Genomic DNA, 23,730 nt, shown 5'->3' on the forward strand with positions numbered 1-23,730 from the left:
GCGGCCCGGCCGGGCGGGCGGAATGCCGTCGTGGGCCAGCGCCTCCGTCATATGCCGTTATCGCGGGGGAAAATCGGCCTCACTGGATGAGAAAGGTCACGATGGGGCCGTGTTCCGTCCCGCCTGCCGAGACGTCCTGCGGGGTGCTTCGGTTGCCTGCCGGGCCGCGTCGGATCAGCCCGGCCCCGGGCGGCCCCGTCGGCGGGGGCCGGGGCCCGGGCGGGGGCAGGGGCAGGGGGCGCGGGCCCCGACGGGGGCCGGGGCCCGGCCCGGAGCCCTGGCAGTGCAGCCCGGCAGGGGGGGGCGCCGCACCGGCGCGAGAGGCCGTGCGACCGCCCTGCCAGCCCGTGACGGCTACGCGTCGGGGCGGACGACCGCCTTGATCGGCATGGAGCCGGCGCCCGCCATCGTCACGTTGCGCCCCGGACGCGGGGCGTGGACCATCGCGCCGTCGCCGACGTACATCCCGACGTGGCTCGCATCGTCGAAGTAGATGATCAGGTCCCCCGGCCGCATGTCCTTGAGCGCGACCTTGGGCAGCAGCCGCAGCTGCTCCTGCGAAGTGCGCGGGATCGGCCTGCCCGCCGCCAGCCAGGCCTGGGAGGTCAGACCGGAGCAGTCGAACGCGGCCGGGCCCTCGGCGCCCCAGACGTAGGGCTTGCCCATCTGGGCGGTGGCGTACTGCACGGCCCGCTTCCCGGCCTCCGAGGCCGAGCCCTTGACGTCCTTCATCGCGCCCGTCGACAGCCATGCCGTCTGCGCCCTGTACTGCGCTTCCTGCTCCAGCTGGATCAGCCGGGCCTTCTCCTCGGCCTCCAGCTTGTTCTCCAGCTCCTCCGCGGCCTTGATCTTCTCCTCGGTCTGCTTCTTCGCGTTCTCCTGCTTGATCCGGTTGGCCTCGAGCAAGGTCCACTGCGCGCTGGCGTCCTGCGCGTAGCGCTTCAAGTCGTTCTGGGTGCGGTCCAGTTCGGTCAGCATGTCCGAGGCGGCCTTCTCGCCCTGGCGCAGCCGGTTCGCCCCGTCGAGGAACTGGTTCGGATCGTCGCTCAGCGCCAGCTTCGCGCTCGGCGGCAGCCCGCCCGAGCGGTACTGGGCGCGGGCGGCGGCGCCCGCGCGGCTCTTGAGGGTGGCGATCCGCTCCTGGCCGGCGACGATCTGATTCGCGATCTCGACGATCTTGTCCGACTGGGCCTTGGCCTCGGCCTCGGCCTGGTTGTAGGCGTCCGTGGCGGCGCCCGCCTGCCGGTACAGCTCCTCGATGTCCTTGCGGACCTGCTCGAGCGAGGTGGCACCCGGTCCCGGAGCGGGAGTCGCCGGGGCCGCGGGAGCCCCGGGCGCCGCCGGAGTCCCCGGAGCCGCAGGGGCCACGGGGACGGCCGGCGCCGCGTACGCCATACCCGTCGCCAGCCCCGGCGCCGTCAGTATCGCCATCGCGCAGAGCAGTACGAGCCCACTCGCGCCCCGCCGTCGCCGTTCGGCCCCCATGGTCCCCCCAGGCACCCAGAGTCAGACCGCGCATCATCCTGCATCAGATCTGACTATCCATCAGTAACTTGCCACTGCTTTCGGGATGGTGCCACGAGCCGGTGAATTCCGACACCCTTGTGGACACCGGCCCGATCTTGTCCGCCCCAACGGACCCCACCCCCGACGGCTCAACGGGCGATCCGTCACACCGGTTCCCCGCACGCGTCTTTCACCCCGTCGGGCGCAACGCCTCCCAGCGCACCGTCAGTTCCCCCTGCCGCCACCGCCCCGGCCCGTCCGCCAGCGGCCACTCCGCGGACAGCGCCCGCGCCGTCCGGATCCAGCGCTGCCGCGCCCCGTACGAGGCGTACGGGGCCGCCGCCGCCCAGGCCCGGTCGAAGTCGCGCAGGAACGCGTGCACCGGCTCGCCCGGCACGTTGCGGTGGATCAGCGCCTTCGGCAGCCGCTCCGCCAGGTCCGACGGGCGCTCCAGGGACCCCAGCCGGGTGGCGAAGGTCACCGTGCGCGGCCCCTCCGGCCCCAGCGCCACCCACACGTGCCGCCGCCCGATCTCGTCGCAGGTCCCCTCCACCAGCAGCCCGTCCGGCGCCAGTCGCGCGCACAGCCGCTCCCACACCGCCGCGACCTGCTCCTCGTCGTACTGGCGCAGGACGTTCGCCGCCCGGATCAGGGCCGGACGGGCCCCGTCCTCCAGCGGCACCTCGAAGCCGCCGTGCCGGAAGCTCAGGCCCTCGCGCTCGAAGGGCTTCGCGCCCGCCACCCGCGCCGGCTCGATCTCGATGCCGACCACGCGCACCCGCGGGGCCGCCTCGCGCAGCCGCGCCAGCAGCTCGACCGCGGTCCAGGGGGCGGCGCCGTAGCCGAGGTCCACCGCGACCGGTGCCTGCGCGCGCCGCAGCGCCGCCCCGTGCGTGGCGGCGATCCAGCGGTCCATGCGGCGCAACCGGTTCGGGTTCGTCGTCCCGCGCGTCACCGAGCCCACGGGGCGGCCGGACGCGCGGCTCGGGGGCGGAGTGGTGCGGGGGGCCATGAGCCGAGAGTAAGCGGAGGGCCCTCGCCCGATGAAAATCCGGAGCCCCGCCGAGAAAAAACGCGGAAATCCGGCCACCCCGGAATGCGCGGGACGGCCATCCGGGTTGCACTCCTTGCAGGGCGCCCGGCGCGCCCCTGTCGGCATGCCCGGCGGCCGCCCGTCGGCATGCCCGGCAGCCGTCCGCGTGGCGTCCCCGTGCCGTCCGCGCGGCGTCCCCGTGTCGTCCGGTCCGAGTGTCGTCGAGCGAGAGGAACTGCTCCCTTGAGCCAGTACGTGTCCCGCCTCGGCGGCAGCCTCACCGGCCGCCTCGCCGCCGCCCGCGCCGCCCGGCACGAGCCGCCGCGCCTGCGCCTGCCGGCCGTCGGCCACCACCGCAAGCCCCGCCGCGTGGCCATGCTCAGCGTCCACACCTCCCCGCTGCACCAGCCCGGCACCGGCGACGCCGGCGGCATGAACGTCTACATCGTGGAGCTGGCCAAACGCCTCGCCGCGATCAACATCGAGGTCGAGATCTTCACCCGGGCCACCGCCGGCGGCCTGCCGCCCGTGGTCGAGCTGGCCCCCGGGGTCCTCGTCCGGCACGTGGACGCGGGCCCGTACGAAGGCCTCGCCAAGGAGGAGCTCCCGGCCCAGCTGTGCGCCTTCACCCACGGCGTGATGCAGGCCTGGGCCGGACACCGCCCCGGCTACTACGACCTCGTCCACTCCCACTACTGGCTCTCCGGGCACGTCGGCTGGCTCGCCGCCGAGCGCTGGGGCGTCCCGCTCGTGCACGCCATGCACACCATGGCCAAGGTCAAGAACGCGGCGCTGGCCGAGGGCGACACGCCCGAGCCCGCCGCCCGCGTCATCGGCGAGACCCAGATCGTGGCCGCCGCGGACCGGCTCATCGCGAACACCGCCGAGGAGGCCGAGGAACTCGTCCGCCACTACGAGGCCGACCCCGGCAAGGTCGCCGTCGTCCACCCCGGCGTCAACCTCGACCGCTTCACCGTCGGCGACGGCCGCGCCGCCGCCCGCGCCCGCCTCGGCCTGCCGCAGGACGCCGTGATCCCGCTCTTCGCCGGGCGCATCCAGCCGCTGAAGGCGCCCGACATCCTGCTGCGCGCCGTCGCCGAGCTCGTCGACCGGGACCCCTCGCTGCGCACCCGCCTCTTCGTCCCCGTCGTCGGCGGCCCCAGCGGCAGCGGCCTGGCCAAACCGGAGGGCCTGCAGAAGCTCGCGGCGAAGCTGGGGATCGCCGATCTCGTGCACTTCCACCCGCCGGTCGGGCAGGACCGCCTCGCCGACTGGTTCCGCGCGGCGTCCGTGCTGGTCATGCCCTCGTACAGCGAGTCCTTCGGGCTCGTCGCCATAGAGGCGCAGGCCGTCGGCACGCCGGTGCTCGCCGCGGAGGTCGGCGGACTGCCCGTCGCGGTCAACGACGGGGTCACCGGCATCCTCGTGCCCGGCCACGATCCGGTGGACTATGCGCGTGAACTGCGGCGTTTCGTGGACGACGGCCGGCTCGCAGACCGGATGGGCGCCGAGGCGGCGCGGCACGCGCAGTTCTTCGGCTGGGACACGGCGGCGAGCGGCACGGCGGACGTGTACACCGCGGCGATGCATGATCACCGCCGTCGCGTACGCTCCCACCATGGCTGACACCGCCGAGATCATCGAGGCCACGCTCACCGGCGCCGAGCTGAGCTGGGAGAGTCCCGAACCGGGCTCGTACGTCGTCCAGCTCCCCGGCACCCGCAAGCTGAGCACCACCTGCTCGCTCCGGGTCGGCCGGCATGCGCTGTCGGTCAACGCCTTCGTGATCCGCCACCCCGACGAGAACGAGGCCGGCGTCCACCGCTGGCTGCTGGAGCGCAACCTCAAGCTGTACGGGCTGAGCTACGCGGTCGACCGCCTCGGCGACGTCTACCTGACCGGCCGGCTACCGCTGTCCGTGGTCGACCCGGAGGAGCTGGACCGGCTGCTCGGCACGGTGCTGGAGGCCGCGGACGGCGCCTTCAACACGCTGCTGGAGCTCGGCTTCGCCGGGGCGATCCGCCGCGAGTACGAATGGCGCGTCTCCCGCGGCGAACCGACCCGCAACCTGGACGCGTTCAAGCACCTGACGCAGCCGTCGGCCTGAGCTCGGCGGGCACGACCGCGGGGGCCACCGGGGCCTCCGGGGCCTCCGCGGTCCCCGGGGCCACCGCGGCCTCACGCGCCACCGCGGTCTCCGCAGCTTCCGGCTGCCGCTCGGTCGCGGCTCCGGCTCCGGCCCCGGTCCCCTTCTCGGCCGGCAGGTTGCGCATCAGCAGCCAGTACCCGAGCCCGGCGACGGTCCCCAGGGCCGCCGTCGACCCCCACAGCCAGCCCGCGCCGAACCGGTCGATCACCCCGCCCGCCAGCAGCGGCGCGATCAGCGAGGCCACCGCCCAGGACAGCGTGTACATGCCCTGGTAGCGGCCGCGCGCGTGCAGCGGGGAGAGCCGCGCGACCAGGCCCATCTGGGTCGGCGAGTTGATGATTTCGCCGAGGGTCCACACGCAGACGGTCAGCGTCAGCACCCCGATCGAGCCGCCGAACGCCGTCAGCCCGAACCCGTAGCCGGCCAGCAGCGCCGAGACCACGAGCAGCTTCTGCGGGTCCCGGTGCTCGATGAACCGCGTGACCGGGATCTGCAGCGCCACGATCATCACGCCGTTCACGGCGATGACCAGCCCGTAGTCCCCGGTGGAGAAGCCCGCGCTGCCCATCGCCAGCGGCAGCCCGAACGAGCCCTGCATGAAGATCAGCGAGATCAGGAACGACAGCCCGACCACCGCCATGAACCGCCCGTCGCGCAGCACCGTGCCGAGCCCGGCCTCCGGCTCGTCCGCCGCCGCGGCCGCGCCGTCCTTCTCGGGCCGCGACTCGGGCAGCTTCACGAAGACCAGCACGGCGCACACCAGTGTCAGCGCCGCCTCGCCCAGGAACCCGGCCAGGTAGCTGTACTCGGCGACGAAACCGGCGACCATGGAGGAGACCGCGAAGCCGAGGTTGATGGCCCAGTAGTTCAGCGCGAAGGCCCGTACCCGGTCCTCGGGGCGGACGATGTCGGCCATCATCGCCTGCACGGCGGGCCGCGAGGCGTTGGAGGTCATGCCGACCAGCAGCGCGACGGCCGCGATCGCCGCCGGGTGCTCCATGAAACCGAGCAGCGCGACCGAGAAGGCGGTCGAGACGTTGGCCGCCATCATCGTGGGCCGGCGCCCGAGCCGGTCGGTCATCACCCCGGCGACCAGCGAGGAGATCACCCCGCCGAGGCCGTGCAGGGCGACCACGAGTCCCGCGAAGGAGGCCGAGTAGCCCCGGTCCAGGGTCAGGTACAAGGTCATGAACGTCGCGACGAAGGCTCCGAGCCGGTTCACCAGGGTGCTCGTCCACAGCCACCAGAACGCGGGCGGCAGACCCGACACGCTCTCCCGGGCGGCCCGTCTCAAACTGGCAGCGGACATAACGGATCCCCCCGGCGGTGTAAGTGTCTCTGCGGCTCTCCGCACGTTACGAGCGGCCGCCTTCCGGCGCCACTCAATTGACGTCCGCCGTCAATCGGGCGGCCCTGGACACCGCGCGCGAGCGCCCCGGCCCGTCCATTAGGCTCGTACGCATGGCCGACGCACCGTACAAGCTGATCCTCCTCCGTCACGGCGAGAGCGAGTGGAACGCGAAGAACCTGTTCACCGGCTGGGTGGACGTCAATCTCAACGAGAAGGGCGAGAAGGAGGCGGTCCGCGGCGGTGAGCTGCTCAAGGACGCCGGCCTGCTCCCCGACGTCGTGCACACCTCGCTCCAGAAGCGCGCGATCCGCACCGCGCAGCTGGCGCTCGAGGCCGCCGACCGCCACTGGATCCCGGTCCACCGCTCCTGGCGCCTGAACGAGCGCCACTACGGCGCCCTCCAGGGCAAGGACAAGGCCCAGACCCTCGCCGAGTTCGGCGAGGAGCAGTTCATGCTGTGGCGCCGCTCGTACGACACCCCGCCGCCGGCCCTCGAGGACGGTACGGAGTTCTCCCAGTCCGAGGACCCGCGCTACGCCTCGATCCCGCCGGAGCTGCGCCCGCGCACCGAGTGCCTCAAGGACGTCGTCGTCCGCATGCTCCCGTACTGGTACGACTCGATCGTCCCGGACCTGCTGGACGGCCACACGGTGCTCGTCGCCGCGCACGGCAACTCCCTGCGCGCCCTGGTCAAGCACCTGGACGGCATCTCGGACGCCGACATCGCGGGCCTCAACATCCCGACCGGCATCCCGCTCGCCTACGAGCTCGACGCCGACTTCAAGCCGGTCAAGCCGGGCGGCACCTACCTCGACCCCGACGCGGCCGCGGCCGCCATCGAGGCCGTCAAGAACCAGGGCAAGAAGAAGTAGGGAACGCGACCAAGCCCCCGGCCTGCCCACACGGTGCAGGTGGGGGGCTTTCGTCTTGCTCCGGCCCGGACCGGTCCGCGGTGGTCCGCCGGCGGTTCCGGGGCCGGGGCGGCCCCGGGCAGGAGGCGTGGGGGCGGAGCCGGGCCGTGCCGGGTACGGCGGCGCCGGCCCGGAACGTCACAAGGGCCCCGCCGGGCGTCCGGCGGGGCCCTTCGCTCGCGCGGCGTTCAGCCGCCGCACTGGCACGGGGCGCCGGACTGGCAGCCGCAGCCGCAGCCCGAGCCGCAGCCGCACGCGGCGAGCAGCGGGAGGCGCAGCGGCTCCGGCCGGGGCGGCTGCTCCTGTTCCGGGGTGATGGGGACGGGGGAATCGGGCATGGTTCCTCCTCGCGCAGGCGGCGTACGGGCCGCCGTACGACGGACCGCCTTCGCCTCATTCATGCCCAGCCGCACCGGCGCGTCAACGGCGCACGGGGGCTCAGACGCCCTCGACCTGGGTCGGCGGCTGGAGCTCGTCCGCGTGCTCGCCCGTCACCAGGTACACCACGCGCTTGGCCACCGACACCGCGTGGTCCGCGAAGCGCTCGTAGTAGCGGCCCAGCAGCGTCACGTCGACCGCCGTCTCGATGCCGTGCTTCCAGCGGTCGTCCATGAGGTGCTGGAACAGCGTGCGGTGCAGCTGGTCCATCTCGTCGTCGTCCGTCTCCAGCTGGAGCGCGAGGTCGACGTCCTTGGTGATGATGACCTCGGCTGCCTTCGCCATCAGGCGCTGCGCCAGCTGCCCCATCTCCAGGATGGTGGCGTGCAGGTCCCGCGGCACGGCCGTGTCCGGGAAGCGCAGCCGGGCGAGCTTCGCCACGTGCTGGGCCAGGTCGCCGCTGCGCTCCAGGTCCGCGCTCATCCGCAGCGAGGTCACGACGATGCGCAGGTCGGTGGCGACCGGCTGCTGCCGCGCCAGCAGGGCGATCGCGCGCGCCTCCAGGTCGTGCTGGAGGTCGTCGACCTTCTGGTCCGCGGCGATGACACTCTCGGCGAGCTTCAGGTCGGCGTCGAGCATGGACGTCGTGGCCCGCCCGATCGCGGAACCGACCAGCCGGGCCATCTCGACCAGGCTCTCCCCGATCGAGTCCAGTTCCTCGTGGTACGCGTCACGCATGTCTGGTGTCCCTCTCTTGACCTACTGCACTACTGCCCGGGGGCCGGCCGGGGCGGCCGCTTGGCCCCACGTTGACACGGTGAACCGCAAACGCGTCCGACTTCGGCACCCCAAGTGAATCAACCCCGTCCCCAGGGTGAACTCTGGGCGACGACTGTTCGAGGTGCCACCCGAACGGCTGTGGAAGTGTCGTTGTGCCTGCTTAACCTGGATGCATGGACGTGAACGCGGCGGTCGCCGCAGCTGCAGCGATCGCCGGTCTGTGCACCGGTGTGATCGCGATGCTGGCGTTCCGCTGGAGCGAGCGCGACCAGGCCCGCCCTACCCGGAGCTCCATGCGCCCCGACATCAACGCGGTGCTGCCGCCCGGCGTGGACACGGTGCTCTCCGTACTGCGCTCCTCCGCCGTCGTGCTCGACGAGGGCGACGCAGTGGTCAAGGCCAGCTCGGCGGCGTACGCCCTCGGGCTGGTCCGCGGCGGCAAGCTCGCCGTCGAACCCATGCTCCACATGGCCCGCGACACCCGCCGCGACGGGGAGATACGCCAGGTCGAGCTGGACCTGCCCCGGCGCGGCACCGGCCGCGGCGAGGCCCTGGCCGTCTCGGCGCGCGTCGCCCCGCTCGGCTCCCGCCTGGTGCTCCTGCTGGTCGAGGACCTCACCGAGGCCCGCCGCATCGAGGCCGTACGCCGCGACTTCGTCGCCAACGTGTCCCACGAGCTGAAGACCCCGGTCGGGGCGATCTCCCTGCTCTCCGAGGCCGTCATGGACGCCGCGGACGACCCCGAGGCGGTCAGCCGCTTCGCCGGCCGCATGCAGATCGAGGCCACCCGCCTGATCAACCTCGTGCAGGAGCTCATCGACCTCTCCCGCGTGCAGAACGACGACCCGCTGGAGGACGCCGAGCCCGTCCGCGTGGACACCCTCGTCGCGGAGGCGATCGACCGCTGCCGGCACACGGCCTCCTCCAAGCAGATCACCATGGCGGCGGGCGGCACCGCCGACCTGCGCGTCTGGGGCCACCGGGGCCAGCTCGCGGCCGCCCTCGGGAACCTGGTCGAGAACGCCGTCAACTACAGCCCGGCCCGTACCCGCGTCGGCATAGCCGGGCGCAGGGTCACGGCGCCCGGGGGAGACTTGATCGAGATCGCCGTGACCGACCAGGGCATCGGCATCCCGGAAAAGGACCGCGAGCGCATCTTCGAGCGCTTCTACCGCGTGGACCCGGCCCGCTCCCGCGCCACGGGAGGGACGGGCCTCGGCCTTGCGATCGTGAAGCACGTGGCCGCCTCGCACGGCGGGGAGGTGTCCGTATGGAGCTCGGAGGGCCAGGGCTCCACCTTCACGCTGCGACTGCCCGAAGCGGCCGCGCCGGCCCCGACGACGACTCCCGCGTCCGCGCCACCCCTGACCGAACCAGCAACAGCCATCCCTGCCCCGGAGGTCCTTCCGTGACCCGAGTGCTCGTCGTCGAGGATGAGGAATCATTCAGCGACGCCCTGTCCTACATGCTCCGCAAGGAGGGCTTCGAGGTCGCCATCGCGGCGACCGGGCCCGACGGGCTCGACGAGTTCGAGCGCAACGGCGCCGACCTCGTCCTCCTCGACCTGATGCTCCCCGGGCTGCCCGGCACGGAGGTCTGCCGGCAGCTGCGCGGCCGCTCCAACGTCCCCGTGATCATGGTGACGGCCAAGGACAGCGAGATCGACAAGGTCGTCGGGCTGGAGATAGGAGCCGACGACTACGTCACGAAGCCCTTCTCCTCGCGGGAGCTGGTCGCCCGCATCCGCGCGGTCCTGCGCCGCCGCGGCGAGCCGGAAGAGGTCACCCCGGCGGCCCTGGAGGCGGGGCCCGTACGGATGGACGTCGACCGCCACGTGGTCACCGTCGCGGGAGGGAAGGTGGACCTCCCGCTGAAGGAGTTCGACCTGCTGGAGATGCTGCTGCGCAACGCGGGCCGCGTACTGACCCGCATGCAGCTGATCGACCGCGTCTGGGGCGCCGACTACGTCGGTGACACCAAGACCCTGGACGTCCACGTCAAGCGCCTGCGCGCCAAGATCGAACCGGACCCGGGCGCGCCGCGCTACCTGGTCACGGTGCGCGGCCTCGGCTACAAGTTCGAGCCGTAGGCCGACGGCGCCGGGGCGGTCCCACGGCCGGCCGGAGGCCGGCGCAGCGCGCCGAAGCCGGTGAGGCCCCCTGGGGCCTCGCCGCGCGAGGGGCGCACGCGGGACGGGGCTCGAACCGGACCCGGGCGCGCCGCGCTACCTGGTCACGGTGCGCGGCCTCGGCTACAAGTTCGAGCCGTAGGCCGTAGGCCGCAGGCCGGAAGCCGCAGGCCGCAGGCCGTACGGACGGGGAAGGGCCCCGGTCGCCTCTGCGACCGGGGCCCTTCCGTCATTGCCCGAGGCGTCAGTGGCCGGCGCTGTGCGAGGCCGAACCCGACGGGGTGCCGGACGGCGTGCCCGACGGGGCGCCGGCCGGGGTACCCGAGGGGGCGCCGGACGGAGAGCCGGCGGGGCTGCCGGACGGGGTCCCGGACGGCGTGCCCGCGGGGCTGCCCGACGGGGTGGGGCCGGCGGCGGGGGCCACGGTCGGGCCGTAGCCCGCGTACATGCCGGTGGCCGGGACCACGAAGGCGTCGAGCGCGACGTCGCCGGTGCTGCTCAGCTGGAAGACGACCTTCTGGACGTCGCCGTCCTTGGCCGCCTCCGCGCCGTTCTCGATCACGGCGGACGCGTTGCCCTGGCCGCCCAGCACCACGGAGCCGCCGGCCGGCACGACGACCTTGCCGGTGCCGGTGGCCGCCTTCAGCACGACCTTGCCCTTGCCACCCGGGAGGGTGATGCCGTCAAGCGTCTGTTCCTTGGTGCCCGCGTTGAAGACCGTCGCCGAGACGGCGGCGGGGCCCTTCTTGTCCTTCGCGCCCTGGGTGATCACCAGCGCGTTCTGGATCTTGATCTCGCCCTTGGTGACGGCGGCGTTGTCCGGCTTGATCTGGAGGGTCTGCGCGTCGTTGCCCGCACCGCATGCGGCCAGCGAGGCGATCGAGAACACGACGGCGGTGGCGGCGAGGGCGCCGCGTCGAAGGCTGCGGCTCACGGCGGCGGCAACTCCTTGGACGTACGGGACGGGAGGGTGGGCTCCCTTGGGAACGGCCGAGGTAAAGCCGCTCTAAGGGTGTGTCAGCGGGCCTTAGGTTACCGAGCCGCCGCCCCGCCCCCGCACCCGACCCTCCGCAGCGGGGCGGCCGCCCTGCCGGGGGGTCGGGCCCGGTCCCGCGCTCCTGTATTCCGCGGCCGCACACGGGGTCGATCACCGTGCCGATCACGGAGCCGCTCACCATGCCGATCACGGAGCCGATCGCCATGCCGCTCACGGAGCCGATCACCACGCCGATCGCGCAGTCGATCACCACGCCCGTCACGGGGTCGATCACCGTGCCGTTCACGCGGAGATCACGCGGAGATCACGCGCCGATCATGTGACACGCGCATATCGCGCCACCGGCGTCCGGTGATCAATTCCGGGATTCCCGCGAACGCCGCCACGCGATCAATTCGGGATTGGGCCGGAACCCCTCCCCGCGACGCGGCCGCCAGTCGAACGGAGTAGTTCGGTTTCTCGACGCGGGAACCGGCAAAACGGGACGTATGTCACACTGATGGGGGTGCCGGGCAGGTGTAGCGTGGCCCTTTCGCCCGGTCCGCACAGCGCCCCCGACCTGCGAATACCCCCCTCCGGAAGCCCTCCGCAGCACGTTCCTGTCGCTGTTGTCAAGCCCCGAGATGTGCCCTGACCTGCGAAAACGCCATTCATAACAGTCAGTTCTCGTGTTACCCTGGATAGCCACGGAAGGGGTACCTGTCACATGACGTTCAAGGTTGGCGACACCGTGGTCTATCCCCATCACGGGGCCGCGCTGATCGAGGCCATTGAGACTCGCCAGATCAAAGGCGTGGACAAGACCTACTTGGTGCTCAAGGTCGCCCAGGGCGACCTGACGGTTCGTGTGCCTGCGGACAATGCGGAGTTCGTCGGCGTTCGCGACGTAGTCGGCCAGGACGGGCTGGACCGGGTCTTCGAGGTGCTCCGCGCACCGTATGCAGAAGAGCCGACGAACTGGTCCCGGCGCTACAAGGCAAATCTGGAGAAGCTCGCTTCTGGCGATGTCATCAAGGTCGCCGAAGTGGTGCGTGACCTGTGGCGTCGTGAGCGTGAGCGCGGGCTTTCCGCGGGTGAGAAGCGCATGCTCGCGAAGGCGCGCCAGATTCTGGTGAGCGAACTGGCGCTCGCCGAGAACACGAACGAGGACAAGGCCGAGGCCCTCCTCGACGAGGTGCTCGCGTCCTGACGTGAGACCCCGTACAGCAAACAGTGTTCATCAGAACAATGTGTACACAGTTGTGCCGCGGTGCCCGCTGACAAGGCCTCTCCTCCACGAGGGGCCTGTTGCCGGGCGCTGCGGCATGTCTGTACCCATACCCTTTTGATCCACCTCACTGGCATGCCGGGTCCGGGCAGCCTGCTCGACCGGTCGTCACGGAAGGGGCGAGGGCGTCGCACCCGGCACCCTTCAGGCCATACCCATGTCGGCCGAAGTCACAAACCTGGCTCGGAGCTACCTACTGATGTCTGACGCAACGCGCCCCCACCGCACCGCCGCGGTGATCCCGGCCGCCGGCCGCGGGGTACGCCTCGGCCCCGGCGCCCCCAAGGCCCTGCGGGCCCTCGGCGGCACCCCGATGCTGATCCACGCCGTCCGTGCCATGGCCCGCTCCCGCGCGGTCGCCCTGGTCGTGGTCGTCGCCCCGCCCGACGGGGCCGCCGAGGTGCGCCACCTCCTGGACGAGCACGCGCTGCCCGACCGCACCGAGATCGTGGTCGTGCCCGGTGGCGAGACCCGGCAGGAGTCCGTACGCGCCGGCCTCGACGCGCTCCCGTCGGACATCACCTCCGTCCTCATCCACGACGCGGCCCGCCCGCTGGTCCCCGTCGACACCGTGGACTCCGTCGTCGAGGCCGTGCGCGACGGGGCCCCCGCCGTGGTCCCCGCCCTGGCGCTGGCCGACACGGTCAAGGAGGTCGAGCCCGGCAGGCCCGGCGAGCCCGAGCCCGTCGTCGCCACGCCCGAGCGGGCCCGGCTGCGCGCCGTGCAGACCCCGCAGGGCTTCGACCGCGCCACCCTCGTCCGCGCGCACGAGGAGATCGCCGTGGCCGGCGAGGGCGCCACCGACGACGCGGGCATGGTCGAGCGCCTCGGCGTCACCGTCGTCGTGGTCCCCGGCCACGAAGAGGCCTTCAAGGTCACCCGCCCCCTCGACCTGGTCCTCGCCGAGGCCGTACTCGCCCGCAGGAGGGCCACCGATGCGTACTAGTCCCGCAGGTCCGGCAGACCAGGGCGCGAACTCCGCCGCCGGATCCGGGGCCCCGGCCCAGGCCCCGGCCCAGGCCCCGCTGATCCCGCTCGTCGGCATCGGCACCGACGTGCACGCCTTCGAGGCCGGCCGCGAGCTGTGGTGCGCCGGTCTGCTGTGGGAGGGCGAGGACGGCCTCGCCGGACACTCCGACGGCGACGTCGCCGCGCACGCCGCCTGCGACGCACTGTTCTCCGCCGCCGGAGTCGGCGACCTCGGCGCGCACTTCGGCACCTCCCGCCCCGAGTGGTCCGGAGCCGCGGGCGTCACCCTCCTGGCGGAGGCCGCCCGGATCGTCCGCGCCGAGGGCTTCGAGATCGGCAACATCGCCATCCAGGTGATCGGCGTACGCCCGAAGATCGGCAAACGGCGCGAAGAGGCGCAGAAGGCGCTCGCCGCCGCCGCGGGCGCCCCCGTCTCCGTCTCCGGCACCACCACCGACGGTCTGGGCCTCACCGGCCGCGCCGAAGGGCTCGCCGCTCTCGCGACCGCCCTCCTGTACCGGACGAATCCCGCGTAGTGCGACGTACGAAGACACTTCTTCCGCAACAAAGACGCCCCCGCGTACCCAAAGGGTCGCGGGGCACTGCTACAGGCGCACTACCCTGGATGCCGTGACTATTCGCCTGTACGACACCAGCGCCCGGCAGATCCGTGACTTCACCCCGCTCAATGCGGGCTGCGTCTCGATCTACCTCTGTGGCGCCACGGTGCAGGCCGCCCCGCACATCGGGCACATCCGGTCGGGCCTCAACTTCGACATGATGCGCCGCTGGTTCGAGTACCGGGGCTACGAGGTCACCTTCATCCGCAACGTCACGGACATCGACGACAAGATCATCGCGAAGTCCGCCGAGCAGCGCCGCCCCTGGTGGTCCATCGGCTACGACAACGAGCGCGCCTTCAACGACTGCTACGGCGCCCTCGGCTGCCTGCCGCCCACCTACGAGCCCCGCGCCACCGGCCACGTCACCGAGATGGTCGAGATGATGCGCGGCCTCATCGAGCGCGGCCACGCCTACGAGTCCGAGGGCAACGTCTACTTCGACGTGAAGTCCTACCCCGGCTACCTCTCGCTGTCCCGCCAGGAGCTCGACAACATCCGCCAGCCGGAGTCCACCGGCGAGACCGGCAAACGAGACCCGCGCGACTTCGCCATGTGGAAGTCCGTCAAGCCCGGCGAGCCCTCCTGGGAGACCCCGTGGGGCCGCGGCCGCCCCGGCTGGCACCTGGAGTGCTCCGCGATGGCGCACAAGTACCTCGGCGAGGCCTTCGACATCCACGGCGGCGGCCTGGACCTGATCTTCCCGCACCACGAGAACGAGATCGCCCAGGCCAAGGCCTTCGGTGACGAGTTCGCGAACTACTGGGTCCACAACGCCTGGGTCACCATGTCCGGCGAGAAGATGTCCAAGTCCCTCGGGAACTCGGTCCTCGTCTCCGAGATGGTCAAGCAGTGGCGCCCGATCGTCCTGCGCTACTACCTCGGCACCCCGCACTACCGGTCGATGATCGAGTACAGCGAGGAGGCGCTGCGCGAGGCCGAGTCCGCCTTCGCCCGCATCGAGGGCTTCTACCAGCGCGTCATCGAGAAGGCCGGCAAGCCCGTCGAGCCCGCCGCCGAGGTCCCGCCCGCCTTCGCCGAGGCCATGGACGACGACCTCGGGGTCCCGCAGGCGCTCGCGATCGTCCACACGACCGTCCGTCAGGGCAACAGCGCCCTGGCCGCCGACGACAAGGACGCGGCGATCGCGCGCCTGTCCGAGGTGCGCGCCATGCTGGGCGTCCTCGGCCTGGACCCGCTCGACCCGCACTGGGCGGGCGAGTCCGAACGCGGCGAGGACCTCCACGGCGCCGTCGACACCCTGGTGCGCCTCGTCCTGGAGCAGCGCGAGTCCGCCCGGGCCCGCAAGGACTGGGCGACCGCCGATGCCATCCGCGACCAGCTCCAGCAGTCGGGTCTGGTCATCGAGGACAGTCCGGCGGGCCCGCGCTGGACGCTCGGCCCCCGCTGAGCCCGGGCAGCCCAGGCAGCTGAGCTTGGTGTGCTGCCCGGCGCTCCGGGCGGCACACTCTTCATACGTACATACCGCAGCATCAACGAAAACAGGTAGAAGTCATGGCCGGGAACAGCCAGCGCAGGAACCGCCGCACGTCCAACAAGAAGGGCGCCACGGTCGGCAGCGGTGGCCAGCGGCGCAAGGGCCTGGAAGGCAAGGGCCCCACGCCCAAGGCCGAGGAACGCAAGGGCCACAAGGCGTTCCGGGTCTCCAACGCCATGGCCAGGCAGGCCGCCAAGCGCCGCCCCGCCCCGCGCCGCGGCGGCCCCAAGGGCACCAGCGAGATGGTCGTCGGCCGCAACCCGGTCTTCGAGGCGCTGCGCGACGGCGTGCCCGCCACCACCCTGTACGTCCAGCAGTTCATCGACAACGACGAGCGCGTGCGCGAGGCCCTCCAGCTCGCCGGCGAGCGCGGCAACATCAACCTGATGGAAGCCCCGCGCCCCGAGCTCGACCGCATGACCAACGGGCTCAACCACCAGGGCCTGGTCCTCCAGGTCCCGCCGTACGAGTACGCGCACCCCGAGGACCTCACCGCCGCGGCGTACGACAACGGCGAGGACCCGCTGATCGTCGCCCTCGACGGGGTCACCGACCCGCGCAACCTCGGTGCGATCGTCCGCTCCGTCTCCGCCTTCGGCGGCCACGGCGTGGTCATCCCCGAGCGCCGCGCCGCCGGCATGACCGCCGGCGCCTGGAAGACCTCGGCCGGCACCGCCGCCCGTACCCCGGTCTCCCGCGTCACCAACCTGACCCGGGCCCTGCAGGAGTACAAGAAGGCCGGCATCGCGATCGTCGGCCTCGCGGCCGAGGGCCAGCACACGGTCAACGACCTGGAGGCGCTCGCCGGCCCCGTCGTCATCGTGGTCGGCTCCGAGGGCAAGGGCCTCGGCCGTCTCGTCGGCGAGAACTGCGACTACCTCGTCCGCATCCCGATGCCGGGCGGCGCCGAGTCGCTCAACGCCGGTGTCGCGGCCGGCGTCGTGCTCTACGAGGCCGCCCGCCGCCGCGCGGACCGCGGCCGCGTCTGATCCGGTCCCTTCGGCCGGTCCGCCCGGTTAGCCCGGCCCCCGGTCCGCCCGGTCCCCCCGGTCCGCTTGATCCACTTGGCTCACGGAAAGTGACACGTGAGGCTGCCACCCCGCCCCTTTCGGGCGGGGTGGCTTGATCTTGACGGGTCTCGGACAGATCCCTGCTGTCAAGGCAGTGTCCTAAACACTGATCACTCGGTTAGATGAGTGTGGACACCAGAACGTCAGGGTTCGACGACCAGCCCGCGCTGAGCATGGTCAAGGTGCCGTGCGACCCCGCACAGGTCATCGTCAACCACGCCAGCTTCCGCGTGCGGCTCGCACCGAGCCCGAGCGCGCGTTCCAAGCCCGCGAACGCCCCCGGCCGCGCCCCCGTCCTCGGCGGCGCCGTGGCCGCCGCGGCCGGAGCCACCCGCCGCAGAGCGCCCGTCGTCTGGAGCGGCAAGGCCGCACCCGGGGACGGCGCGGCCATGGGCGGACTCCTCCAGGCCGTACGCCAGGCCGGCCGCGGCAACGACGAGTACGACGGCGGCGCCACCCAGGTCATCCCGCGCATCGACCTGGCGCACGACCTCGCCGACGACACCCTCGCCACGCCCACCGTCATCGGCCAGCGCACCTACGGCGCCCCGGACGAGACCCGTCCGCTGGCCGCCGTACGGGACCTGCCCGCCGGGCCGGGGTACGGCGGCGGGAGCCCCGACTCCGGTCCCGGCGCCGACACCCGGCGCACCGGAGCCGACACCCGCGGACAGGCCTCCTACTACCCCGGCCGCCGGATGAACCTCGGCGTCGTGCTGCTCCCGCTGCGCGTCTTCCTCGGCTTCATCTCCATCTACGCCGGCATGGGCAAGCTGTGCGACCCCGTCTACTTCGACGGCGGCGAACGCGGCTCCATGGTCACGTGGCTGCACACCCTCCACCCGTGGGCCCTGGCGGAACCCCTGCGCGACTTCGCCCTCGCCCACCCCGTGGGCGCCGGCCTCAGCGTGGCCTTCCTCCAGGTCATCGTCGGCGTCCTGACCGTCTTCGGCCTCTGGCAGCGGTTCGCGGCCTGCTTCGGGGCACTGCTCTCCGCCGCCCTCCTGATGACGGTGAGCTGGAAGACCGTCCCCGCCTACGACGCCCCCGACATCATCTACCTCGCCGCCTGGAGCCCGCTGATCATCGCCGGTGCCCCCGTCTACTCCCTCGACGGACGGCTCGCGGGCGAGGCCTGGCGCACCCTCGGACCGCGCTCCGAGATCTGGCGGCTGCGCCGGCGCGTCCTGCGCCGCGGAGCCATCATGGCCAGCGTCATCTGCGGGCTCACCCTGCTCGTCGGCTCCCTCCTCGGCGGCGCCGTCCGCTCCACCACCGTCGTCACCGTCCCCGGTCCCGGCCAGCCCCCGAGCAACTACCTGCCCGGGCGCCCGCTCCCGCAGGAACCGGCCAAGCAGCAGCAGCCCGCCCAGCCGCCGGCCAAGACCGCACAGCCCTCGGCCAGCGCCTCCGAGCCGGCCGCGAAGTCCGGCAAGGGCGCGTCCGGCGGCCCCGCCCGGGAGACCGCCGGCACCGGATCCGAATCGCCCACCGCCACCAAGGGCACCACCGCCAGGCAGACGCCCCGCAGCACCCCGCGCCAGTCCGCCCCGCAGAAGCCGCCGACCTCCTCCGGGAGCACCACCGGGGGCAGCACCACGCCGACCAGGCAGCCCGGCCTGGTCGGAGGACTCCTCGGCTGAACCCGGCCGACGGCACCGACAGCACAGGGGCCCGGCACGCACGGCGTGCCGGGCCCCTCCGCGCGGTCCGGGGCCGAAAGGGCTCAGGAGGCCGTCTGCGCCGCCAACTCCCGTGCCGCCTCGGTCAGATCCTTCGCCGTGTCGATCGCCCGCCAGTAGGCCCCCTGGGGCAGCGGGAAGCCCGCCAGCCTCCTCTCCCGGGCCAGCCGCGGGAATGTGGTCCGCTCGTGGTCCCCCAAGTCCGGCAGCATCGCGGCGAATTCGGGCCCGAAAACGTACACGCCCGCGTTGACCGGATACGGGGACGGCGGAGCCTCGATGAAGTCCAGCACCTGCCCGAACTCGTTCGTCTCCACCACCCCCCACGGAATCCGCGGACGGGCCAGCGCCAGCGTCGCCACCGCACCCCGCTCCGCGTGGAACGCGGCCATCTCCCGCAGCGAGAACCGCGTCCAGATGTCACCGTTCGTCGCGTACCAGGACCGGTCGGGGTGCGGGAGGCGGCGCGCCGCGTACTTCAGACCGCCGCCCCGCCCCAGCGGCTCCTCCTCCACGACCGTCGTCACCCGCAGCGGCAACTGCGCCTGCGCGAGCCAGTCCTGGAGCACACCGGCCAGGTGTCCGCACGAGACCACGGCGTCCGTCACCCCCTCCGACGCCAGCCAGGCCAGCTGGTGCCCGATGATCGGGACCCCCGTGCCGGGGATCTCCACCATCGGCTTCGGGCGGTCGTCCGTATACGGACGCAGCCGCGAACCCTGGCCGCCGGCCAGGACGACGGCCTGGGCGGGGGCGGCGGGGAACGCGGCTGCGGAGGGGTCGGATCGGGGAGTGTCGGTCATGCGGGCCAGGGTAGGGACGCGGTGCGTCTCAGCCCATGGAGGCGACGCCGGACGCGTAGGAGGTGTCGCACACCGGGCGGGCGAAGGACTGCGCCTTGGTCGGACCGTAGGCGCCGACCGCGGCCCGGCCCAGCGCCCGGGCGATCCCCACGCAGTGCTCCGCCAGCGACGGGCGCTTGTCCACCTCCTGCTGGAGGTGGGTGAGCACGTCGCCCGGCTCCTTGCCCTGCTGGATCTCTCCGACGAGCGTGTCGCGCAGCACCTCGTGCGGCGCGGGGCGCGGCTTGGCGGGGACGGAAACGTCCTCGGCGGAGGCGGTCAGGACCTGGGAGGAGGACGTGTCCGCCCAGGGGACCATGGTGACCGCGAGGGTCCCGGACAGGACCAGGACGACGGGCAGGACCAGGGCGAGGGAACGGCCGATACGGCGGGCAGTGTGGGTCACGAGGGCGAGAGTAGCGCTCGGTGAAGATTTGGAGACATTTAGTCACCCGGTCGAGGGATGGTTCGACGTGGTTTTTCGAATCGGTGGTTGACGGGCGGGGCTGAATGGGCGGGTCTGCCGGGGTTCCTGCGCGGGGCGCCGGGGTTCCTGCGCGGGTCCGCGGGCACGGAGAGGAGGTCCGCGGGCACGCGGAAGGGGCGCCCCCGACGGGGACGCCCCTTCCAACAGCCTGCCGCCGCCGACTAGTCGGAGAGCCGCTCACCCGAAGAGGTCGAGAACACGTGGATCTCGCCGGCCCGCGGCACCACGTGCAGGCTCGAACCCTTCTCGGGCACCTGGCGGCCGTTCACGCGGACGACGAGGTCCTGTCCGCCGGCGGCCTTGTCGGTGGAGCCGTAGACGTACCCGTCCGCGCCGAGCTCCTCGACCACGTTCACGACGATCGTCAGACCGCCGCTCTCCGCGATGTCGAAGTGCTCCGGGCGCACGCCCACCGTGACGGTGCGGTCACCCGCGTCGGCCGCGGCCGACAGCGCCTCGCGCGACACCGGGACGACGCTGTCGCCGAACTTCACACCGCCGTCGGTGATCGGGACCTCGACCAGGTTCATGGCGGGGGAGCCGATGAAGCCGGCGACGAACAGGTTCGCCGGGCGGTCGTACATGTTGCGCGGGGTGTCGACCTGCTGGAGCAGCCCGTCCTTCAGGACGGCCACGCGGTCGCCCATGGTCATGGCCTCGACCTGGTCGTGGGTGACGTAGACGGTCGTGATGCCGAGGTCCCGCTGGAGCGCCGCGATCTGCGTACGGGTGGACACGCGGAGCTTGGCGTCGAGGTTCGACAGCGGCTCGTCCATGAGGAACACCTGCGGCTTGCGCACGATGGCCCGGCCCATGGCAACGCGCTGGCGCTGGCCGCCGGAGAGCGCCTTCGGCTTGCGGTCGAGGTACTGGGTCAGGTCCAGCATCTTCGCCGCGTCCTCCACCTTCCGGCGGATGGTGGCCTTGTCCTCGCCGGCGATCTTGAGCGCGAAGCCCATGTTGTCGGCGACGGACATGTGCGGGTAGAGCGCGTAGTTCTGGAACACCATCGCGATGTCCCGGTCCTTGGGCGGCAGGTGCGTGACGTCGCGGTCACCGATGCGGATGGCACCGCCGTTGACGTCCTCGAGGCCGGCGAGCATGCGCAGCGAGGTGGACTTGCCGCAGCCGGAGGGCCCGACGAGGACGAGGAACTCGCCGTCCTCGATCTCCAGGTCCAGCTGGTCGACGGCGGGCTTGTCGCCGCCGGGGTACAGACGGGTCGCCTTGTCGAACGTGACAGAAGCCATGGGTGATGAATCCCTTCTACCGGCAGGAACGTGCCGGACGATCCGAGTGGAAGGTCTAGTCCAGTAAGCGGACTCCGCTCGACGCTACCCGCCGAAGCCGCCTCCTGTCAGCACCCGGCGGGCAACGATTCACCACGTGATGGCTTCGGGAATCGCCTGCTGTGTAGAGTGAAGCCGCTCCGTGCGCGCCGACTCCGGCACGTGGAGCGCGCGCCTCCTTAGCTCAGTCCGGCCAGAGCAACGCACTTGTAATGCGTAGGTCGTCGGTTCGAATCCGACAGGGGGCTCCGCGGAAGGCCCGGCCCGGATGTTCTGCGAGCCGGGCCTTCTTCCGTATCGGCAGGGCCTCGCGGCACACGTCAGTGGCGGCCCGAGATGCGGTCGGCCAGGCGCGCCAGCGGGGTCGTCGTCGGGGTGTGGCTGAGCGCCTCGTGGCGGTCCGCCCGGCGGTAGGCGGCGTAGAGGGCCTGGACGCCGAGCCAGCGGAAGGGTTCCGGCTCCCAGCGGCGCACGCGGTGGTTGACCCAGGGCAGCGCGGTCAGTTCCGTGGTGTCGCCGAGGACCAGGTCGCGCAGGGTGCGGCCCGCGAGGTTGGCGGTGGCGACACCGGAGCCGACGTAGCCGCCCGCCCAGCCCAGGCCGGTGGCGGCGTCCAGGGCGACGGTCGCGCACCAGTCGCGCGGGACGCCGAGGACTCCCGACCAGGCGTGTGCGATCTCCGTACCGGTGAGCACCGGGAAGAAGGAGAAGAGCAGGTCGCGCAGGGAGTCGATGGTCGCCGGCCGGGTGCGCCCGTCGTTGTCCGTGCGGGATCCGAACCGGTACGGGACCCCGCGGCCGCCGATCGCGATGCGGCCGTCCGCGGTGCGCTGGGCGTACATGTAGGCGTGGGCCATGTCCCCCAGGAGGGTGGCGTCCGACCAGGACAGCTGCCGCCACGTCGACTCCGGGATCGGGGCCGTCACGATCATCGAGGAGTTCATCGGGAGCCAGGCGCGCTTGTGGCCCTTGAGGGCGGCGGTGAAGCCCTCCGTGCAGCGCAGGACGTACGGGGCGCGGACGGTGCCGTAGGGGGTGACGGCCCGGCGCGGGGCGATCTCGGTGACGGGGGTGGACTCGTGGATCACCACGCCGAGCCGTTCGCAGGCCGCGGCCAGGCCCCTGGTCAGCTTCAGGGGGTGGATACGGGCGCCGTGCGGGCTCCAGCTCGAGCCGACGGCGTCGGCGATGTCGATGCGGGCCCGGGTGGCGGAGGCGTCGTGGAGCTCGCGGTCGCTCTCCCCGAAGGCGAGTTCGGCGGCGTGGAAGGTCTTCAGGCGGGTGAGCTGGGCGGGGGTGCGGGCCACTTCGAGGACTCCGCCGCGGTGGATGTCGGCGTCGATCCCCTCCTTGGCCGCCACGTCGATGACCTCGGTGACCGTGTCGTTCATGGCCTGTTGGAGGCGCTGGGCGGCCTGGTGGCCGTGGAGGGCGGCGTAGCGGTCGCGGCCGGCGATGCCGTTGTAGAGCCAGCCGCCGTTGCGGCCGGAGGCCCCGTAGCCGCAGAACTTCTGCTCCAGGACGGTGACGCGGAGGTCGGGGGCGGCGGACTTCAGGTAGTAGGCGGTCCACAGGCCGGTGTAGCCGCCCCCCACGATGACGACGTCGGCCGTGGCGTCGGCGGTCAGGGGGGCGCGCGGAGGGGCGGTGGGGGCGGTGCGGTCGGTTGCGTACCAGAAGGAAATGCCGCCGTTGATCGTCATGGGGGAGTTGGTACACCTCGTTCCGGTGGCGCGTCCAGGGACTGGTTGTCGTGCTTCGGGGCGGGATTCCAGGCCTGATGGTCGCTGTGGGAGGGGGCGCGGAGGCCGTAGGGTCCGGCCGTGGTGGAGATCTCGGAAGTACCGGACGGCCTCGTCCAGGCGCAGATCAGATGGAACGGCGACGCGGGACGGGAGTTCATCGCCGGCCTGCCGGCGCGGGCGGCGCGGTTCCTGGAGCGGTGGGAGCTGCGGCGCACGGGGCCGGTGATGCACGGGGTGACGGCCCTGGTGCTGCCGGTGGTGCGGGCCGACGGGAGTCCGGCGGCGCTGAAGCTGCAGCGGGTGGACGAGGAGAGCGCCGGGGAGCCGGCCGCGCTGCGCGCGTGGGCCGGTGGGGGCGCCGTACGGCTGTTGGAGCACGACGAGGAGACCGGCTCGCTGCTGCTGGAACGGCTCGACGAGGGGCGCCACCTGTCGGCCCTGGCGGAGCGCGATTCCCGCCGTGCGGTCCAGGTGGTCGGGGAGCTGCTGGCGCGGCTGACGGCCGTCCCGGCGCCGGAAGGCCTGCGCGGGCTCGGCGCGGTGGCCGCCGGGATGCTGGACGGGGTACCGGAGGCGCTCGGGCGGTTGTCGGACGGGCGCGAGCGCGGGCTGCTCGAGAGCTGCGCGGCGGCGCTGGCCGAGGTCGCGGGGGAGCCGGGGGACCGGCTGCTGCACTGGGACCTGCACTACGACAACGTGCTGGCGGCAGGCCGGGAGCCGTGGCTGGCGATCGACCCGAAGCCGCTGGCCGGCGATCCGGGGTTCGAGCTGCTGCCGGCGATCGTGAACAACTTCCGCGCCGAGGAGGTGCGGTGGCGCTTCGACCTGCTGACGGAGGTGACGGGACTGGACCGGGACCAGGCCCGGGCGTGGACCCTGGGCCGGGTGCTGCAGAACTGCCTGTGGGACGTCGAGGACGGAGAGGACCGGCTCGACGCGGAACAGATGGCGGTGGCGGAGGAACTGCTGGGCCGCCGCAGGCCCTTGCACCGGGGCACGTCCTGACCTGACCGGGGGCGGGGGAGCTG

The 23,730-nt window shown here is 72.5% G+C and carries 23 protein-coding genes, 1 tRNA gene and 1 pseudogene; 15 read left to right on the forward strand and 10 right to left on the reverse strand.

Features of this window, described 5'->3' with window-relative positions; translation table 11 throughout:
• Positions 1-354: 354 nt before the first annotated feature.
• Together AB0D44_RS15165 and AB0D44_RS15170 are read right to left on the reverse strand one after the other, a co-directional pair.
• The gene (locus AB0D44_RS15165; protein ID WP_362589946.1) at positions 355-1,431 is read right to left on the reverse strand and encodes an NlpC/P60 family protein; all 1,077 of its coding nucleotides are present in this window, start codon (positions 1,429-1,431) and stop codon (positions 355-357) included.
• Positions 1,432-1,696: 265 nt separating this feature from the next.
• On the reverse strand, positions 1,697-2,518 hold the full coding sequence (locus AB0D44_RS15170; RefSeq protein WP_362589949.1) for a class I SAM-dependent methyltransferase: 822 nt from the start codon (positions 2,516-2,518) through the stop codon (positions 1,697-1,699).
• Positions 2,519-2,866: 348 nt separating this feature from the next.
• On the opposite strand from AB0D44_RS15170, the gene mshA reads away from it, so the two are divergent.
• Together mshA and AB0D44_RS15180 are read left to right on the forward strand one after the other, a co-directional pair.
• On the forward strand, positions 2,867-4,165 hold the full coding sequence (mshA, locus tag AB0D44_RS15175) for a D-inositol-3-phosphate glycosyltransferase (RefSeq protein ID WP_362590094.1): 1,299 nt from the start codon (positions 2,867-2,869) through the stop codon (positions 4,163-4,165).
• Entirely contained in the window at positions 4,158-4,646 is a 489-nt protein-coding gene (locus AB0D44_RS15180; protein WP_362589952.1) for a YbjN domain-containing protein, read from the forward strand. Before mshA ends, AB0D44_RS15180 begins: the two co-directional genes overlap by 8 nt.
• On the opposite strand, the gene AB0D44_RS15185 is transcribed toward AB0D44_RS15180, so the two are convergent.
• Positions 4,618-5,997, reverse strand: coding sequence for an MFS transporter (locus AB0D44_RS15185; protein ID WP_362589955.1), 1,380 nt, complete (start codon positions 5,995-5,997; stop codon positions 4,618-4,620). The genes AB0D44_RS15180 and AB0D44_RS15185 overlap by 29 nt on opposite strands.
• Before the next feature lie 152 nt (positions 5,998-6,149).
• Here AB0D44_RS15185 and AB0D44_RS15190 point away from each other — a divergent pair, with 152 nt between their 5' ends.
• A complete protein-coding gene (locus tag AB0D44_RS15190) occupies positions 6,150-6,911 on the forward strand; it encodes a phosphoglyceromutase (RefSeq protein ID WP_362589958.1) in 762 nt (253 codons plus the stop codon).
• A gap of 227 nt (positions 6,912-7,138) precedes the next feature.
• Here the strand turns inward: AB0D44_RS15190 and AB0D44_RS15195 are convergent, their stop codons facing one another.
• Both AB0D44_RS15195 and phoU read right to left on the reverse strand, forming a co-directional pair.
• Positions 7,139-7,288, reverse strand: coding sequence for a hypothetical protein (locus AB0D44_RS15195; RefSeq protein WP_167344738.1), 150 nt, complete (start codon positions 7,286-7,288; stop codon positions 7,139-7,141).
• Positions 7,289-7,388: 100 nt separating this feature from the next.
• A complete protein-coding gene (phoU, locus tag AB0D44_RS15200; protein WP_361721411.1) occupies positions 7,389-8,066 on the reverse strand; it encodes a phosphate signaling complex protein PhoU in 678 nt (225 codons plus the stop codon).
• 215 nt (positions 8,067-8,281) lie between these two features.
• On the opposite strand from phoU, the gene AB0D44_RS15205 reads away from it, so the two are divergent.
• From AB0D44_RS15205 to AB0D44_RS15215, 3 genes and pseudogenes are all read left to right on the forward strand, one after another.
• Positions 8,282-9,520 (forward strand): ATP-binding protein, encoded by a 1,239-nt coding sequence (locus AB0D44_RS15205; protein WP_362589960.1) that lies wholly within the window; start codon positions 8,282-8,284, stop codon positions 9,518-9,520.
• Positions 9,517-10,197, forward strand: coding sequence for a response regulator transcription factor (locus tag AB0D44_RS15210; protein WP_030387286.1), 681 nt, complete (start codon positions 9,517-9,519; stop codon positions 10,195-10,197). The genes AB0D44_RS15205 and AB0D44_RS15210 overlap by 4 nt, the downstream gene beginning before the upstream one ends.
• A gap of 109 nt (positions 10,198-10,306) precedes the next feature.
• A pseudogene (locus tag AB0D44_RS15215) lies at positions 10,307-10,378 on the forward strand (DNA-binding response regulator); the annotation flags it as partial.
• A 102-nt stretch (positions 10,379-10,480) separates the two neighbouring features.
• Here the strand turns inward: AB0D44_RS15215 and AB0D44_RS15220 are convergent.
• Positions 10,481-11,170, reverse strand: a complete 690-nt coding sequence (locus tag AB0D44_RS15220) for a DUF461 domain-containing protein (protein ID WP_362589963.1) — start codon at positions 11,168-11,170, stop codon at positions 10,481-10,483.
• Positions 11,171-11,412: 242 nt separating this feature from the next.
• On the opposite strand from AB0D44_RS15220, the gene AB0D44_RS15225 reads away from it, so the two are divergent.
• The 7 genes from AB0D44_RS15225 (at position 11,413) to AB0D44_RS15255 (ending at position 18,300) form a co-directional block, all read left to right on the forward strand.
• Positions 11,413-11,556, forward strand: coding sequence for a hypothetical protein (locus AB0D44_RS15225; protein ID WP_362589966.1), 144 nt, complete (start codon positions 11,413-11,415; stop codon positions 11,554-11,556).
• Between the two features lie 383 nt (positions 11,557-11,939).
• Positions 11,940-12,422, forward strand: coding sequence for a CarD family transcriptional regulator (locus AB0D44_RS15230; RefSeq protein ID WP_003953493.1), 483 nt, complete (start codon positions 11,940-11,942; stop codon positions 12,420-12,422).
• 277 nt (positions 12,423-12,699) lie between these two features.
• The gene (gene ispD / locus AB0D44_RS15235; protein WP_362589969.1) at positions 12,700-13,446 is read left to right on the forward strand and encodes a 2-C-methyl-D-erythritol 4-phosphate cytidylyltransferase; all 747 of its coding nucleotides are present in this window, start codon (positions 12,700-12,702) and stop codon (positions 13,444-13,446) included.
• Positions 13,436-14,005 carry a 2-C-methyl-D-erythritol 2,4-cyclodiphosphate synthase gene (gene ispF / locus AB0D44_RS15240; RefSeq protein WP_362589972.1) on the forward strand — a complete coding sequence of 190 codons (570 nt, stop codon included), beginning with the start codon at positions 13,436-13,438 and terminating at the stop codon, positions 14,003-14,005. Before ispD ends, ispF begins: the two co-directional genes overlap by 11 nt.
• A 94-nt stretch (positions 14,006-14,099) precedes the next feature.
• A complete protein-coding gene (gene cysS, locus AB0D44_RS15245) occupies positions 14,100-15,500 on the forward strand; it encodes a cysteine--tRNA ligase (RefSeq protein ID WP_362589974.1) in 1,401 nt (466 codons plus the stop codon).
• Positions 15,501-15,604: 104 nt separating this feature from the next.
• Positions 15,605-16,576, forward strand: coding sequence for a 23S rRNA (guanosine(2251)-2'-O)-methyltransferase RlmB (gene rlmB, locus AB0D44_RS15250; RefSeq protein ID WP_362589976.1), 972 nt, complete (start codon positions 15,605-15,607; stop codon positions 16,574-16,576).
• Positions 16,577-16,779: 203 nt separating this feature from the next.
• Positions 16,780-18,300 carry a DoxX family membrane protein gene (locus tag AB0D44_RS15255; protein WP_362589979.1) on the forward strand — a complete coding sequence of 507 codons (1,521 nt, stop codon included), beginning with the start codon at positions 16,780-16,782 and terminating at the stop codon, positions 18,298-18,300.
• Positions 18,301-18,383: 83 nt separating this feature from the next.
• Here the strand turns inward: AB0D44_RS15255 and AB0D44_RS15260 are convergent, their stop codons facing one another.
• The 3 genes from AB0D44_RS15260 to ugpC all read right to left on the reverse strand — a co-directional run bounded on the left by AB0D44_RS15260 (position 18,384) and on the right by ugpC (position 20,918).
• On the reverse strand, positions 18,384-19,142 hold the full coding sequence (locus tag AB0D44_RS15260; RefSeq protein ID WP_362589981.1) for a nucleotidyltransferase family protein: 759 nt from the start codon (positions 19,140-19,142) through the stop codon (positions 18,384-18,386).
• A 28-nt stretch (positions 19,143-19,170) separates the two neighbouring features.
• Entirely contained in the window at positions 19,171-19,587 is a 417-nt protein-coding gene (locus AB0D44_RS15265; protein WP_362589984.1) for a hypothetical protein, read from the reverse strand.
• Positions 19,588-19,829: 242 nt separating this feature from the next.
• The gene (gene ugpC, locus AB0D44_RS15270; RefSeq protein WP_362589987.1) at positions 19,830-20,918 is read right to left on the reverse strand and encodes a sn-glycerol-3-phosphate ABC transporter ATP-binding protein UgpC; all 1,089 of its coding nucleotides are present in this window, start codon (positions 20,916-20,918) and stop codon (positions 19,830-19,832) included.
• Positions 20,919-21,130: 212 nt separating this feature from the next.
• Here ugpC and AB0D44_RS15275 point away from each other — a divergent pair.
• Positions 21,131-21,205 (forward strand) — tRNA-Thr (locus tag AB0D44_RS15275).
• Positions 21,206-21,277: 72 nt separating this feature from the next.
• Here the strand turns inward: AB0D44_RS15275 and AB0D44_RS15280 are convergent.
• Complete coding sequence (locus tag AB0D44_RS15280; RefSeq protein WP_362589990.1) at positions 21,278-22,660, reverse strand: FAD-dependent oxidoreductase; 1,383 nt, start codon at positions 22,658-22,660, stop codon at positions 21,278-21,280.
• 129 nt (positions 22,661-22,789) lie between these two features.
• Between AB0D44_RS15280 and AB0D44_RS15285 the strand changes: the two genes are divergently transcribed.
• Positions 22,790-23,707, forward strand: coding sequence for an aminoglycoside phosphotransferase family protein (locus AB0D44_RS15285; RefSeq protein WP_362590097.1), 918 nt, complete (start codon positions 22,790-22,792; stop codon positions 23,705-23,707).
• The last annotated feature ends 23 nt before the right edge of the window (positions 23,708-23,730 follow it).

The organism is Streptomyces sp. NPDC048349, from assembly GCF_040651925.1.
GTDB lineage: Bacteria > Actinomycetota > Actinomycetes > Streptomycetales > Streptomycetaceae > Streptomyces.

Coding starts and splice junctions, on each gene's coding strand:
- ugpC (WP_362589987.1), bottom strand. CDS start 20,918: ATGGCTTCTGTCACGTTCGACAAGGCGACCCGTCTGTACCCCGGCGGC.
- rlmB (WP_362589976.1), top strand. CDS start 15,605: ATGGCCGGGAACAGCCAGCGCAGGAACCGCCGCACGTCCAACAAGAAG.
- AB0D44_RS15225 (WP_362589966.1), top strand. CDS start 11,413: ATGCCGATCACGGAGCCGATCGCCATGCCGCTCACGGAGCCGATCACC.
- AB0D44_RS15205 (WP_362589960.1), top strand. CDS start 8,282: ATGGACGTGAACGCGGCGGTCGCCGCAGCTGCAGCGATCGCCGGTCTG.
- AB0D44_RS15260 (WP_362589981.1), bottom strand. CDS start 19,142: ATGACCGACACTCCCCGATCCGACCCCTCCGCAGCCGCGTTCCCCGCC.
- AB0D44_RS15195 (WP_167344738.1), bottom strand. CDS start 7,288: ATGCCCGATTCCCCCGTCCCCATCACCCCGGAACAGGAGCAGCCGCCC.
- ispF (WP_362589972.1), top strand. CDS start 13,436: ATGCGTACTAGTCCCGCAGGTCCGGCAGACCAGGGCGCGAACTCCGCC.
- AB0D44_RS15170 (WP_362589949.1), bottom strand. CDS start 2,518: ATGGCCCCCCGCACCACTCCGCCCCCGAGCCGCGCGTCCGGCCGCCCC.
- AB0D44_RS15230 (WP_003953493.1), top strand. CDS start 11,940: ATGACGTTCAAGGTTGGCGACACCGTGGTCTATCCCCATCACGGGGCC.
- AB0D44_RS15190 (WP_362589958.1), top strand. CDS start 6,150: ATGGCCGACGCACCGTACAAGCTGATCCTCCTCCGTCACGGCGAGAGC.
- AB0D44_RS15280 (WP_362589990.1), bottom strand. CDS start 22,660: ATGACGATCAACGGCGGCATTTCCTTCTGGTACGCAACCGACCGCACC.
- ispD (WP_362589969.1), top strand. CDS start 12,700: ATGTCTGACGCAACGCGCCCCCACCGCACCGCCGCGGTGATCCCGGCC.
- AB0D44_RS15255 (WP_362589979.1), top strand. CDS start 16,780: ATGAGTGTGGACACCAGAACGTCAGGGTTCGACGACCAGCCCGCGCTG.
- AB0D44_RS15165 (WP_362589946.1), bottom strand. CDS start 1,431: ATGGCGATACTGACGGCGCCGGGGCTGGCGACGGGTATGGCGTACGCG.
- AB0D44_RS15185 (WP_362589955.1), bottom strand. CDS start 5,997: ATGTCCGCTGCCAGTTTGAGACGGGCCGCCCGGGAGAGCGTGTCGGGT.
- phoU (WP_361721411.1), bottom strand. CDS start 8,066: ATGCGTGACGCGTACCACGAGGAACTGGACTCGATCGGGGAGAGCCTG.
- AB0D44_RS15180 (WP_362589952.1), top strand. CDS start 4,158: ATGGCTGACACCGCCGAGATCATCGAGGCCACGCTCACCGGCGCCGAG.